This is a genomic window from Corallococcus terminator (assembly GCF_049194865.1).
Classification (GTDB): Bacteria; Myxococcota; Myxococcia; order Myxococcales; family Myxococcaceae; genus Myxococcus; species Myxococcus terminator_A.
In genome coordinates this window covers 44,990-58,463 of the sequence record NZ_JBLZWL010000104.1, presented here as the reverse complement: position 1 = coordinate 58,463, position 13,474 = coordinate 44,990, and the positions used below count along the sequence as shown (strand labels likewise).

The window sequence follows — 13,474 nt, the reverse complement described above, 5'->3', positions numbered from 1 at the left end:
GGGCGTGGTTCGAGGACTGGCCAGCGACGGAGCGAAGGGCTCAGTCGTGCGGAAGCCGCTGCTCGTACTCCGCTTCGAGTCGAGCGTGCGTGGACCAGAAGCCCCGAGGCTCGCGGCCGGAGAGCTGGTCGTCGAGGATGCCCAGGTGTGTGTCCCAGCCGCTGGCGACGCTGACCCGGTCGGCGCGTGTCGCGAGCCGGCGGTGCGTCAGGACGAGCAGCACCTCGGTGCCGCGCTCGCTCAGCTCGAAGGTCACCTCGGAGGGAGCGCCTGACTGCTCGGCCCAGGTGTAGCTCAGCGCGTACGGTGGCTCGTAGCGGGTGACACGGCCGAGGTTCCGGTGGCCGTTGCACATGGCCTCGTAGCGCTTGGGGAGGGGCTCGTGGGAGAGCGTGGAGTGGAGGAAGCGCAGCTCGACACGGCCTCCCTCGCGCGGCTCCAGCTCTCCGGCGGCCAGCCACTTGCCTCGCTTCTCCGGGTCCGTGAGGAACTCCCAGACGCGCTCGATGGGCCCGGGCAGCACGCGCTCCATGCGCACCGTCTGCGGCTCGGTGACGACTCCGTACTCAGCCATGCTTCGACTCCTGGGTGTCGGGCGCGGCGAGCGCGCGGGTGAGGGCGGCGAGCATGGTGGTCCAGCCCGCCTGCGTGCGGTCGGCGTACTCGGCCCACTTGGAGGACATGACGTGGGTCAGCGTCAGCTCGCAGCCGGTGCCCTGGGGACGGAAGTCCAGGCTCACTCGGCTGATGTCCTCCTCCGCCATGACGTCCTCGCGGATGGCCCAGGTGAAGACGAGGCGACGTGGGCGGTCGACCTCCAGGTACGTGCCGATGTGGTCGATGTCCGTCTCTCCTCGGCGCACGAGGAAGGAGAACGTGCCGCCCACGCGGGCGTCGACCTGGAGGTGGAGGACCTGCTCCTCACGGACGCGCGGGCCAAACATCCACTGGCCCAGGACCTTCGCGTCGACCCAGGCGTCGAAGACGCGCTCGACGGGTGTGTCGAAGTGGCGGACGAGCTGGACCTGGATGTGGGTGTCGGCGCTCATCGGGCGCGCCCTTTCTTGCGGGAGGAGGGAGCAGGGGAGGGTGTGGCTTCTCGGAGGAGCGCCTCCAGGGCGTCCAGGCTCTCGCTCCAGAAGCGCTCGTAGTAGTGGAGCCAGTCGCGAACGTCCGACAAGGGCTTCGCGTCCAGTCGGCACACGTGCGTGCGGCCCTTCACCTCACGGCGTACCAGCCCCGCGCGCTCCAGCACCTTGATGTGCTTGGACGCGGCGGCAAGGGACATCTGGAAGGGAGCAGCCAGCTCGCCCACGCTGCGCTCGTGCGAGGACAGGCTGCGCAACATCGCCCGCCGTGTCGGGTCCGACAGCGCATGGAAGGTGTTGTCCAGCTGGGTGGCGTGTTGTTCAACCATGAGGTTGAATATAGGCCCGTGTTCGGGACTGTCAACCGGCGAAGCTGGGGCCTCCGTGGCGCGGGGAGGCTGGTACGCTTGGCGCGCCTTTCGTTACCGGGAGACGCGCCCATGTCCCATGCCTCAGCACCCGTCATCGGCATCATCGGTGGCAGCGGCCTGTACCAGATTGACGGTCTGAAGGACGTCACCTGGAAGAAGGTGTCGTCGCCCTTTGGCGAGCCGTCCGACGAGCTGTGCTTCGGCACGCTGGAGGGCCAGCGCGTCGTCTTCCTGCCTCGCCATGGCCGGGGTCACCGAATCGCCCCGAGCGACATCAACTTCCGGGCGAACGTCGACGCGCTCAAGCGCAGCGGGGTGACGGACCTGCTGTCGCTTTCCGCGGTGGGCAGCCTGCGCGAGGACCTGCCGCCGGGCGTCTTCGTGGTGGTGGACCAGTTCATCGACCGGACCTTTGCGCGGGAGAAGAGCTTCTTCGGCACGGGGCTCGTCGCGCACGTGTCCATGGCGAAGCCGGTGTGCTCGCGACTGGGGGACGCGGTGATGTCCGCGTGCGAGACGCTGGGCGTGGCCGCGCGGCGGGGCGGCACCTATCTGGCGATGGAGGGGCCGCAGTTCTCCTCGCTCGCGGAGAGCAGGCTGTACCGGACGTGGGGCTGTGACGTCATCGGCATGACGAACATGCCGGAGGCGAAGCTCGCCCGGGAAGCGGAGCTCTGTTACGCGACGGTGGCCATGGTGACGGACTTCGACTGCTGGCATCCGGACCATGACGCCGTCACCGTGGACCAGGTGGTGTCCGTGCTGCTGGGCAACGCGGGCAAGGCGCGAGGGCTGGTGAAGCAGGTGGCGCCGCTGCTCGGCGGGCACGAGGGCCCCTGTCGCCAGGGGTGCCAGCGGGCCCTGGACCACGCGCTCATCACCGCGCCCGAGGCTCGGGACTCCACGCTCGTACAGAAGCTGTCCGCCGTGGCGGGCCGGGTGCTGAGCCGATGAAGGTCCAGGGCAAGCCCACGCGCTCCATCTGGCTGGAGCCCGACGGGCAGGCGGTGGGCATCATCGACCAGACGCGCCTTCCCCATGCCTTCGTCACCGCGCGGCTCGTCACGCTGGAGGAGGCCGCGCACGCCATCCGGGAGATGCGGGTGCGAGGCGCTCCGCTCATCGGCGCCACCGCCGCGTATGGCGTCTGGCTGGCGCTGCGCGAGGACGCGTCTGACGCGGCGCTGAGCCGGGCTATTGCAATCCTGGGCGCGACGCGTCCCACCGCCGTCAACCTGCACTGGGCGCTGGAGGAGATGCGCCGGCTGCTGGAGCCGCTGCCCGTCGCCGAGCGCGAGGACGCCGCGAAGCAGCGCGCGGCCGAGCTGTGCGACGAGGACGTGGCCATCAACCACGCCATGGGCGGGCACGGCCTGAAGCTGCTGGAGGCCGCCTGGGAGCGGAAGGGGCGCAAGGGACGGCTGGACGTGCTCACGCACTGCAACGCGGGGTGGCTGGCGACGGTGGACTGGGGCACGGCGCTGTCGCCCATCTACCTGGCGCACGACGCGGGCCTGCCCGTGCATGTCTGGGTGGACGAGACGCGTCCGCGAAACCAGGGCGCGGGGCTGACGGCCTGGGAGCTGGGCCAGCACGGTGTCCCCCACACCGTCATCGCCGACAACGTGGGAGGCCACTTGATGCAGCACGGGCAGGTGGACCTGTGTCTCGTCGGCACGGACCGCACCACGTCACACGGCGACGTGGCGAACAAGATTGGCACCTACCTGAAGGCGCTGGCGGCGAAGGACAACGGCGTGCCCTTCTACGTGGCGCTGCCCTCGCCCACCATCGACTGGAGCCTGCGGGACGGCGTGCGGGAGATTCCGATTGAGCAGCGCGACGGCCGGGAGCTGAGCGACGTCACCGGGCGGCTGGCCTCGGGTGAAGTGGCCACGGTGCGGGTGACGCCGGAGGGCAGTGCTTCCGCCAACTATGCGTTCGATGTGACTCCGGCGCGGCTGGTGACGGCGCTCGTCACCGAGCGGGGCGTGTGTCCCGCCACCGAGGAGGGCCTGCGCTCGCTCTTCCCGGAGCGCGCGAGGGGTGTGGCGTGAGCGGCCGGGATGACCGCGCCTCGCGCGAGGCGATGATTGCCACCTGCCGGAAGATGAACGCGTCAGGGCTCAACCAGGGGACGTCCGGCAACCTGAGCCTGCGCGTGGAGGAGGGCTTCCTGCTGACGCCCACCGGCATGGACTACGACGCGCTGGCGCCGGAGGACATCGTGCTCATGCGCCTGGACGGGAGCCACGAGGGGCGCTGTCGGCCGTCGTCCGAGTGGCAGCTCCACCGGGACATCCTCGTCGCGCGCCCGGAGGTGGGCGCGGTGCTGCATGCGCACTCCATGTTCTGCACCACGCTGGCGTGTCTGCGCCGGGGCATCCCCGCCTTCCACTACATGGTCTGCGCGGCGGGAGGCGTGGACGTGCGGTGCGCGGCCTATGCGACGTTCGGCACCGATGCGCTGGCGCGTCATGTGCTGGAGGCGCTGGAGGGTCGCAAGGCGTGCTTGATGGCGAACCACGGCATGCTCGCGATGGGGAGCACTCTGGCCGGGGCCTTCAAGCTGGCGGTGGAGGTGGAGACGCTCGCGGCCATGTACTGGCGAGCGCTCCAGGTGGGCGAGCCCGTGCTGCTCGACGACGCGGAGATGGCGCGGGTGCTGGAGAAGTTCAAGACGTACGGGCAGCAGTCGCCGCCCGTGAAGTCCTGAGAAGGCCTACGCCGCGCGCAGCGTGAGCACCGTCACCTCGGGCGGGACGCCCAGGCGGAAGGGCAGCCAGTGGCCGGTGCCGCCGGAGACATAGAGCTGATGGTCTCCGCGCCGGTAGCGGCCGAGCATGTACTGGAAGGCGAACCAGAACGCGGGGACGCCGAAGAACGCCACCTGACCGCCGTGGGTGTGGCCGGCGAGGGTGAGCCGCGCGCCGCGCGCCGCGGCGTGGTCGAAGAAGTCCGGATGGTGGGAGAGGCAGAGGACGACTTCGTCGGAGCCGGTGTCCTGGAAGGCCTTCTCGGCGGACTGGCGCATGCGCTCGGCCTTCACGCGGTGGCTCCGGCCGGACATGGGGTAGTCCACGCCGACGATGCGCACCCGCTGACCGCCGTGCTCGATGACGTGTGAGGAGTCCACCAGCAGCCGCACCGGACCGCCGCGCGCCTGGGACTTGTCGTAGGCCTGGACGACCTCGTCGAGGCCGCGCCAGTGCTCGTGGTTGCCGAGCACCGCCAGCATGCCGTGGGGGGCGTTGCACGACTCCAGCGCCGCCATGGTGCCGTCGAGTTGGTCCAGGTCGTCGATGAGGTCCCCGGTCATCACCTGGAGGTCGACCTTGGCCTCGTTCATCGCGGCCACGGTGTCCTTCAGGTACTGGGTGTCGATGAAGGTGCCGACGTGCACGTCGGTGATTTGCCCGATGCGGAACCCCTCCAGCGCGGGAGGCAGCCCGGGCAGGCGCACCTCCACCGACTTCACGGTGAAGCCCGTGGAGCCGCCCGCGATGCCCACCGTGCTCGTTCCCGCCGCGAACAGCGGCACCGCGCGCCCCGCGTTGGTCAGCAGGGAGCGGCGGCTCATCCCACCCAGGGCCGGGGGCGGGGTGATGGGGGCAATCACGTCGGAGTCGAGCGGGACGGAGGGCGCGAGCGCCGCGCCCTTCCGGTCCACCCACTTGCGCAGCAGGGCGATGGGGAAGCCGGCGAGCAGGACGATGATGGCGGCGACGGACCACCCCACGGTGATGATTCGGAGCACGGCGGGAAGCTCGACGTGGGGGCCCACCAGCAGGGGGACCAGCCACACGGCGAGCGAGCCCAGCGAGCCGCCCAGCAGCACCCACCGTCGCCACCCACGCACCAGGTCGGGCCAGAGCGCCCGCAGCACGGCCCAGGCGCCCACATAGACCAAGAGGAGAAGCAACGGCCTGACCATCCACACACTCCCACGCGCTCGAGAGCCCGAGTCATAGCGGCGACCTGTCGGCCTCGCCGCACGAAGTGGCTCAATGTAGGAGAGGACGGGTCCTCGGGCGAGCCGGGCTTGGGCCAGGAGCGGCGGTGCGCCGGGCCGTCCACCCTACGCGGGAGCCCGACGCGGCATTCCCGTCCCAGCGGCGAATCAGCCCCGAGCGCCGGGGCTGGCCATGCGCAGGTGCGCGTGCAGCGTCTCCGTGCGCAGGTAGAGGAACTGGGCATCGCCGAAACCCAGCGCGTCTCCATCCGTGAGGAGGACCTCCTGCTCCGGGGTGAGCGACGCGGCGTTGACCCACGTCCCGTTCATCGAGCCCACGTCCTTCACGGAGCAATCCCCGCGTGACGCGTGCCACTTGAGCGTGGCGTGGTGCTTGGAGACCGACGGGTCCGGGACGAGCAGCGAGCAGCCCTCGATTCTCCCTACGGTGAGCTCGTGGCCATCCATGGCGGGGCGCAGGAAGTGGACCTCCAGCGCATCGAAGCCGCGGAGCATGACGAAGAGGCGGTCCACCAGTCGGCTGCGATGGGCCATGCCCACGGTGCGCGCCTCACCCAGCCGCATCGCCACCTGCTGGAAGACGGGCTCGGGCGGTTGCTGGACGAGGACCACGGGCCCTGAAGCGTCGAGGAAGGCTTCCAGGGTTGCCAGGGCGAACGGGCGAAGTTGCTTCACGGACGGCATGGTGGCCGCAACTTAACCCGGAGCCGCCGGCGGACGCTCGTGACGTCCGCGCGCTCCTGGCTGTCGTCCACCAGCTGACGCTCCCATGCGAGCACAGGGAGCCGCATGGGCCCAGGATGGGCGGAAGGTTTCACGTCGGGCGTTCCGGGGCTCAATCCATGCGCAGTGATTGCGGCGGACTGTAATCCCAAACTCGAAACGAGCCTGAAAACATTTCAGATAGTGGCAATCAACGATAGAGGCAAAAAGACAATCATTGCATATGGGGAGTGGGGCTCAGGTCGGTGAGTCCCATCACCCAGGAGAGTCATATGAAAGCGCTGTCACTCATGGTGGTCGCGGGGCTTGCTGTCGGACTGTTCACGGGATGTGGACCCGAGACGTCTTCGCCCGAGGCCGTCTCCGGAGAGCTGGGCCCGCGCTACGAGGCCACGCGAAGCGATGGCACGCCCGTGACGGTGCGGGATGCCTCGGGAGAGAGCAACCTGAGCGCGCAGTCCCTCGACGGAGACCGCACCGTCACCGAGGCCGCGTGCTGGGTGACGCTCCAGTGGTGTAGCGAGCCGGGCACCGGCGACATCGTCTGCACCCAGAACGGCGGCTGCACCACCGCGCAGTTCATCGCGGCGTGCATCTCGCTGGCGGAAGATATCTGCGGAATCTGAAACATCCGTGGATAGACAGCGTCAGCCCGAAGTCCGGGCTGACGCTGTTGAAAGACGCGGATGTGCGACATTGGACAGCCATGCGCGGGGCCTCGCACGCAGGGCGTGTCGTGGCTGTGCGTGGTGCGCTGCGTCGTGAGACAAGGCTTTGCGCGGATGACGTCTCCGGTTACATCCTCGTGACACAAACATCTGTGTTCGCACGAGGAGTCCTCGAACCATGTGGGAGCGAATGAAGAAGCGCGGCGCGTGGGTGCTGGCGTTGTCGTTGCTGGCGATGCCCGCGTGCTCGGATTCGGAGGATGACGCGTCGCCGGACGCCGGGCAGGAGCAGCCCGATGGCGGAGGCGCGCCCGACTCGGGGACACCGGATTCAGGGTCGCAGTTGCCGGCGCTGGAGGTGCCGGAGGGCTGCAACCCGCTGGCCTCGGAGCATGACTGCCTGTTGCCGTACCCGTCGAACTACTTCCTGCAAGAGGATGCGGCGCTGCCGTCGGGCCACCGCGTGAAGCTGACGACGGCGGCGAAGTTGAAGATGAAGGATGGGACGCCCTTCGACTTCACGGACCTGCACCCGGCGGATGGCTATTCGCATGGGACGCAGATGCTCGCGCTCTTTCCGGGAGGCGTGGATGCGACGGGCCTCCCGTCGGTGATGCAGCCCACGGCGGCGACCACGGGGCCCACGGTGGTGCTGGACGCGGAGGCGCGCACGGGAGTGCCTCACTTCGCGGAGTTGGATCCACGCGCGCCGGATGACGCGCACCGGGCGCTGCTATTGCGGCCGGTGGCGCGGCTGCGTGGTGGGGCGCGCTACATCGTCGCGCTGCGGGGGCTGAAGGCAAAGGATGGGACAGCGGTGCCCGTGCCGGAGGGTTTCCGCCGCATCCGGGATGGGCAGACGGCCGGGGACCCGCTGCTGGCGCCGCTGGCGCAGCGGTACGAGGCGGACATCTTCCCGGCGTTGGAGGCCGCGGGTGTGGCGCGCTCGGAGTTGCAGCTCGCGTGGGACTTCACCACGGAGACGGAGGAGAACGTCACCCGGGACATGCTGGATGTGCGTCGGCTCGCGATGGCGGCGCTGGAGGCCACGCCGCCCGCCGTGACGGTGACGGAGGTGAAGGACGAGGTGGACGCGAACATCTACCGCCGCATCAAGGGGACGCTGCGGGTGCCGCTCTTCACGGAGACGGTGCAGGCGGGGGCGCTGCTGGCGCGTGACGAGCAGGGCCGGGTGAAGCGCAATGGCGAGGCCGAGGTGCCCTTCACGCTCCAGATTCCTCGGAGTGTCTGGGGACAGTCGGTGGCGCCGGTGCGGTTCCTCCAGTATGGGCACGGCTTCTTCGGCAGCCAGGGGGAGTCGGACGGGTCGTTCGTCCGGCCCTTCGTTCAGGCGACGAAGATGGTGGTGATGACGGTGGACTGGTGGGGCATGTCGCAGGCGGATGCGCCGGGGGTGATTGGCGCGATGTCGCAGCAGCCCTCGCAGACGCTGCGCTTCACCGACCGCGTGCACCAGGGCATGGTGAACCAGATGGCGGTCACCTATGCGGCGCGGACCACGTTGAAGGACGTGGTGGAGCTGAAGGACGACGGGGTGCTCGTGTACGACCCGGACCAGACGTACTTCTACGGCATCAGCCAGGGTCACATCCTGGGTGGGACGTACGTGGCGTTGTCGCCGCACATCTCGCGGGCGGTGTTCAGCGTGGGTGGGGCGGACTTCTCGCTGATGATGTTCCGAGCGAAGCCGTTCGCGATGTTCCTCCAGGCGATTGCGTCGGCGGTGCCGGACGCGTTGGACCAGCAGAAGTTCGCGGCGCTGACGCAGACGAGCTTCGACCGCATCGACCCGATTACCTACGCGCCGCACGTGCTGACGGCGCCGTACACCGGTGGACCGGCGTCGCGTCGGGTGCTGGTGCAGTACGGGCTGGGAGATGCGCAGGTGCCCAACGTGGCCACGGAGCTTCACGCCCGGGCGATGGGCCTGACGCAGCAGCTCCCCGCGACGTGGCGGGTGCCGGAGCTGCCGGTGTTCGAGGGCGCCATCGATGGCGCGGCGCTGGTGCAGTTCGACTTCGGGCTGCCGGCGCCGTTGCCGGGCACGGTGGCGGACCTGCCGGCGCAGGACAACCCGGTGCACGAGGGTGTGCGGCGCAACGTGAAGGGCCGCGAGCAGGTGGACCTCTTCCTGCGACCGGATGGCAAGGTGGAGACCACCTGCGGCGGCATCTGCCTCGGCGGCAACTTGTAAGCCGTACTTTCACGTTCGCGGAGCACCACGGGCCCGGACCCACCGCCTCACCGCGAGGGCGGCGGGCCCGGATGCCCCGCGGACTCACCCCGCGACGCTGGGCGCGTTCTTGAGCAGGTGGTCGCCGTAGTCCTCGCGCAGCTTCGTCTTGAGGAACTTGCCGGTGGACGTGCGCGGAATCTGCGCGATGAAGAGGTAGTCGTCTGGCAGCCAGAACCTGGCGAACTGCTTCGCCAGGTGCTCGGCCAGCTCCTCCTTCGTCGCCGTCTGCCCCGGCTTCAGCACCACCGCCGCCAGCGGGCGCTCATCCCAGCGCGCGTGCCGCCCTGCGAACACCGCCGCCTCCAGCACCGCCGGGTGGCTCATCAGCGCGTTCTCCAGCGCCACCGATGAAATCCACTCGCCGCCCGACTTGATGACGTCCTTGCTCCGGTCACAGATGCGGACATACCCATCCGCGTCCAGCGTCACGACGTCACCCGTCTTGAACCAGCCGTCCGCCGTGAAGCGGTCCTGTCCCTCACCGCCGTAGTACGAGCCCGCCACCCACGGCCCGCGCACCTCCAGCTCGCCCATCGTCGAGCCGTCCCACGGCAATGCCTTGCCCTCCTCGCTCATCACTCGCGTCTCGACGAAGGGCAGCGCGAAGCCCTGCGAGCCCTGCGCCGCGAGCTGCGTCTTCGCGTCCGCGTGGCGAAGCTCCTGCTTCACCTTCGCCATGGTGCCCACCGGGTTCATCTCCGTCATGCCCCAGGCGTGCGTCACCTCCAGCCCGTGCCGCTGCCGGAAGCCGTCAATCATCGCCGGAGGCGCCGCCGAGCCACCAATCAACATGGTGCGCATCGCGCTCAGGTCCCACTTCTTCGGCTCCTGGTCCAACAGCGCGAGAATCCCCAGCCAGATGGTCGGCACCCCGCCCGCCACCGTCACCTTCTCCGTCGCCATCAACTCCAACAGCGACGGCGGGTCCAGGTGCGGCCCCGGCATCACCATTCGCGCCCCCGTGAGCAGCGCGTCGAATGGCAGGCCCCACGCCGCCGCGTGGAACATGGGCACCACCGGCAGCACCGAGTCCGCCTCGCCAATGCCCGTCAAATCCTTCATGCAACACACCAGCGTGTGCAACACGATGGAGCGGTGACTGAACAACACACCCTTCGGGTTGCCCGTCGTCCCCGACGTGTAGCAGAGCATCGCCGCGCTGTTCTCATCCAGCTTCGGGAAGTCGAAGTCCACCGACTCCTTCGCGAGCAGTTGCTCGTAGTCCAGCATCCCCTCCGGCGCCGGCCCCGCGTCCGGAATGACGATGACGTGGCGGATGCTCGGCACCTGCGCCGCGAACTTCTCGAACAGCGGCAACAGCGAGCGGTCCACCAGCACCACCGTGTCCTCCGCGTGCCGCGCGATGTAGGCCAAATCATTCGGGTGCAGACGCAGGTTCAGCGTGTGCACCACCGCGCCCATCGCCGGAATGCCGAAGTACGCCTCCAGGTGCCGGTAGTGGTTCCAGCTCAGCGTCGCCACCCGGTCGCCCGCCTTCACTCCCAGCCGCGTCAGCGCGTTCATCAACTGACACGTGCGCCGGTGGAAGTCCGCATAGGTATAGCGGTGCGTCGTCTTGTCCGGATTGCGGCTGACGATTTCCGAGCGCGGGAAGTACGTCCGCGCGCGCTCCATGAAGTGCGTCAGGGTGAGCGGGAAGTCCATCATGCGTCCAGGAAGCATCGGCACCGTCCCTTCACGGCGAGGGGTAGGCCACCGATGCTACCGGATGCGCACACGAGCAGCGTCCCGCGTCCCGCGGCTCGTTTGCTATCGCACTGCGTCAGCCGAAGAAGACCTGGGCGACCTCGAAGAACTCCTTGGGCACCTTCTTGAGTTCCTTCGTCGCGGCGGACAGGTCCACGCTGATGATTTCGTTGCCCTTGAGCGCGGCCATCATCCCGAACTCGCCTCGGGCCACCATGTCGCAGGCGTGGACGCCGTAGCGGGTGGCGAGCACGCGGTCATGCGCGGTGGGTGCGCCGCCGCGCTGGATGTGGCCCAGCACGGACACGCGCGTCTCGAAGCCGGTTCTCCGCTCGATTTCGTGCGCGACGATGTTGCCCACGCCGCCCAGGCGCGGCCGGCCTGCTTCGTCCAGCGAGCCGCTGGTGACGAGCTGCTCGTTCTGGTCCGCCGCCAGCTTGATGCGCGTGCCCTCGGCGACGACGACGATGGAGAAGGTGCGCCCGCCCGCGTGGCGACGCTGGATGTGCTCGGCCACGCGCTCCAGGTCGGCCGGAATCTCCGGGACGAGGATGACGTCCGCGCCGCCGGCGATGCCCGCGTAGGTGGCAATCCAGCCCACGTGTCGGCCCATGACCTCGCACACGATGACGCGCTTGTGGGACTCGGCGGTGGAGTGCAGCCGGTCCACGGCCTCCGTCGCAATCGACACGGCGGTGTCGAAGCCGAAGGTGAAGTCCGTGCCGTTGAGGTCGTTGTCGATGGTCTTCGGCACGCCGACGATGCGCAGCCCCTCTTGTGACATGCGCGTGGCGGCGGACAGCGTGCCCTCGCCGCCGATGGCGATGACGGCGTGGATGCCATTGCGTTCAATGGCGCGCTTGACCTTCTCCAGCCCGTTCTCGACCTTGAAGGGGTTGACGCGCGAGGTGCCGAGGATGGTGCCGCCCCGGTGGAGGATGCCGGAGGTCGTCTCCCGCGTGAGGCGGAAGTGGTTGTCCTCGAGCAGGCCCTTCCAGCCGTCTCGAAGGCCCATCATCTCGAAACCGTGGGCGTTGGCGCGGCGGACGATGGCGCGGATGACGGCGTTGAGGCCGGGGCAGTCACCCCCGCCGGTGAGCACGGCGACTTTCATGGGGAGGTTGTATCGCGCCCGGCGGCACGCGTGCTCGCGAAGTTTGCCCGAGCGCTCTCCGACGGACGTGGCGACCCCTAGCCGAACACCGAGGGGCGCCGGTGCGTCCAGGGGTGCGCCGACTCCAGCTGCGAGGCCAGTCGGAAGAGGGTGGCCTCGTCGCCGTAGCGGGCGATGAACTGGACGCCCACGGGCAGCCCCTCCGGGCTCCAGAGGAGGGGGACGCTCATGGCCGGGTTGCCCGCCATGTTGGCCATGGGGCAGTAGGGCGTGAAGGCCGCCGCGCGGAACAGCGGCCCGAGCGGCTCGTCGGGCGGGGCGGCGAACGAGCCGAGCAGGGGCGCCGGCTCGGTGACGGTGGGCAGGAGCCACACGTCCACGTCGGCGAAGCGTCGGGCGAAGGCGCGGCCGAAGCGCAGGCCCTCGGTCTGGGCGTGCAGGTAGGCCGACAGGCCCTGGCTCAGGCCGAACTGGTAGAGCGCCCAGGTGAAGGGCTCGAAGTCCTCCGGTGACGGGGTGCGGCGCATGCGCCGGCCCAGGCCCTCGATGCTGTTCACCACGCTGGCGGCCCAGGCCGTCATGAAGTGCTGCCCCAGCTCCTCGTCGCCCGGTATCTGCAGGCTGCCTTCGATGACGGAGTGGCCCAGGCCCTCCAGCAGTCGGGCGGTGGCGGCGACCGCGGCCAGGCACTCCGAGTGGACGGGGGCGCCCACGGCGTTGCGCAGCGTCAGGCCGATGCGCAGGCGTCCGGGCGGCGCGCCGACCTCCATCAGATAGGGCCGCGTCTTCGGCGGGGCGGCATAGGGTGCGCCCACGTCAGGGCCCTCGGTGGCGTCGAGCAGCGTGGCGCTGTCTCGCACCGTGCGGGTGAGGGCATGCTCGCCCACCAGCCAGTGGACGCCGTCCGCCAGCTCCGGGCCCGTGGGGTTGCGGCCCCGGCTGGGCTTGAGGCCGAACAGGCCGCAGCTCGACGCGGGGATGCGGATGGAGCCGCCGCCGTCCGACGCGTGCGCGAAGGGCACCATGCCGCTGGCCACCGCCGCCGCCGCTCCGCCGCTGGAGCCTCCTGGTGAGCGCGTCACGTCCCACGGGTTGCGACAGGGGCCGTGCAGCGTGCCCTCCGTCGTCGGCAACAGGCCCAGCTCCGGCGTGTTCGTCGTGCCCAGCATGACGAGCCCCGCGCGCAGGTGGCGCTTGACGAGCTCGCTGTCGTGCTCCGGTCTGAAGTCCTTCGTGAAGCGCGAGCCGAAGCGCAGCGGGTAGCCCTCCTGCGCGGCGAGCAGGTCCTTGAGCAGGAAGGGCACGCCGGTGAAGGGGCCTTGGGGCAGGGGCGTCTTCGCCCGCGCGCGCGCCGTGTCGAACTGCGTGTGCACGACGGCGTTGAGCTTCGGGTTGTGGCGCTCGATGCGAGCGATGGCCGCGTCCACCAGCTCCAGGGGCGTGACTTCCCCGCTGCGGACGAGCTCGGCCTGGGCGGTGGCGTCGAGGCTGACGAAGGGGTCCATCCGTCGACTCTACCGCCGTTCCGTTCCGACGCCCTCGCATGCGGGCTGTCGCGCATGACGCGTTGCGT

General features: G+C 69.6%; 13 protein-coding genes. 5 read left to right on the top strand and 8 right to left on the bottom strand.

Annotated elements, in window-relative coordinates; genetic code table 11:
* Positions 1–40: 40 nt before the first annotated feature.
* Genes ACN469_RS31115 through ACN469_RS31105 form a run of 3 tightly spaced genes read right to left on the bottom strand, consistent with a single transcriptional unit; the run spans position 41 to position 1,417 of the window.
* Positions 41–574: an SRPBCC family protein gene (locus ACN469_RS31115; protein ID WP_498773765.1), complete on the bottom strand. Its 534-nt coding sequence runs from the start codon at positions 572–574 to the stop codon at positions 41–43.
* Entirely contained in the window at positions 567–1,049 is a 483-nt protein-coding gene (locus ACN469_RS31110; protein ID WP_498773763.1) for an SRPBCC family protein, read from the bottom strand. Before ACN469_RS31110 ends, ACN469_RS31115 begins: the two co-directional genes overlap by 8 nt.
* Positions 1,046–1,417, bottom strand: a complete 372-nt coding sequence (locus ACN469_RS31105) for an ArsR/SmtB family transcription factor (RefSeq protein ID WP_498773761.1) — start codon at positions 1,415–1,417, stop codon at positions 1,046–1,048. Before ACN469_RS31105 ends, ACN469_RS31110 begins: the two co-directional genes overlap by 4 nt.
* A gap of 111 nt (positions 1,418–1,528) precedes the next feature.
* On the opposite strand from ACN469_RS31105, the gene ACN469_RS31100 reads away from it, so the two are divergent.
* Genes ACN469_RS31100 through ACN469_RS31090 form a run of 3 tightly spaced genes read left to right on the top strand, consistent with a single transcriptional unit; the run spans position 1,529 to position 4,175 of the window.
* Positions 1,529–2,413, top strand: coding sequence for an S-methyl-5'-thioadenosine phosphorylase (locus ACN469_RS31100; protein WP_498773759.1), 885 nt, complete (start codon positions 1,529–1,531; stop codon positions 2,411–2,413).
* Positions 2,410–3,516, top strand: coding sequence for an S-methyl-5-thioribose-1-phosphate isomerase (gene mtnA / locus ACN469_RS31095; RefSeq protein ID WP_498773757.1), 1,107 nt, complete (start codon positions 2,410–2,412; stop codon positions 3,514–3,516). Before ACN469_RS31100 ends, mtnA begins: the two co-directional genes overlap by 4 nt.
* A 32-nt stretch (positions 3,517–3,548) precedes the next feature.
* Positions 3,549–4,175: a class II aldolase/adducin family protein gene (locus tag ACN469_RS31090; RefSeq protein WP_498774129.1), complete on the top strand. Its 627-nt coding sequence runs from the start codon at positions 3,549–3,551 to the stop codon at positions 4,173–4,175.
* A gap of 6 nt (positions 4,176–4,181) precedes the next feature.
* Here the strand turns inward: ACN469_RS31090 and ACN469_RS31085 are convergent, their stop codons facing one another.
* Both ACN469_RS31085 and ACN469_RS31080 read right to left on the bottom strand, forming a co-directional pair.
* Complete coding sequence (locus ACN469_RS31085; RefSeq protein ID WP_498773755.1) at positions 4,182–5,393, bottom strand: metallophosphoesterase; 1,212 nt, start codon at positions 5,391–5,393, stop codon at positions 4,182–4,184.
* A 186-nt stretch (positions 5,394–5,579) separates the two neighbouring features.
* Positions 5,580–6,116 carry an FHA domain-containing protein gene (locus ACN469_RS31080; RefSeq protein WP_498773753.1) on the bottom strand — a complete coding sequence of 179 codons (537 nt, stop codon included), beginning with the start codon at positions 6,114–6,116 and terminating at the stop codon, positions 5,580–5,582.
* 311 nt (positions 6,117–6,427) lie between these two features.
* Between ACN469_RS31080 and ACN469_RS31075 the strand changes: the two genes are divergently transcribed.
* Both ACN469_RS31075 and ACN469_RS31070 read left to right on the top strand, forming a co-directional pair.
* Positions 6,428–6,781, top strand: coding sequence for a hypothetical protein (locus ACN469_RS31075; RefSeq protein WP_498773751.1), 354 nt, complete (start codon positions 6,428–6,430; stop codon positions 6,779–6,781).
* A 220-nt stretch (positions 6,782–7,001) separates the two neighbouring features.
* A complete protein-coding gene (locus tag ACN469_RS31070) occupies positions 7,002–9,038 on the top strand; it encodes a hypothetical protein (protein ID WP_498773749.1) in 2,037 nt (678 codons plus the stop codon).
* A gap of 84 nt (positions 9,039–9,122) precedes the next feature.
* On the opposite strand, the gene ACN469_RS31065 is transcribed toward ACN469_RS31070, so the two are convergent.
* From ACN469_RS31065 to ACN469_RS31055, 3 genes are all read right to left on the bottom strand, one after another.
* Positions 9,123–10,763 (bottom strand): long-chain fatty acid--CoA ligase, encoded by a 1,641-nt coding sequence (locus tag ACN469_RS31065; protein WP_498773747.1) that lies wholly within the window; start codon positions 10,761–10,763, stop codon positions 9,123–9,125.
* Between the two features lie 100 nt (positions 10,764–10,863).
* Positions 10,864–11,901: a 6-phosphofructokinase gene (locus tag ACN469_RS31060; RefSeq protein WP_163869018.1), complete on the bottom strand. Its 1,038-nt coding sequence runs from the start codon at positions 11,899–11,901 to the stop codon at positions 10,864–10,866.
* Between the two features lie 77 nt (positions 11,902–11,978).
* The gene (locus tag ACN469_RS31055; RefSeq protein WP_498773745.1) at positions 11,979–13,406 is read right to left on the bottom strand and encodes an amidase; all 1,428 of its coding nucleotides are present in this window, start codon (positions 13,404–13,406) and stop codon (positions 11,979–11,981) included.
* Positions 13,407–13,474: the final 68 nt, after the last annotated feature.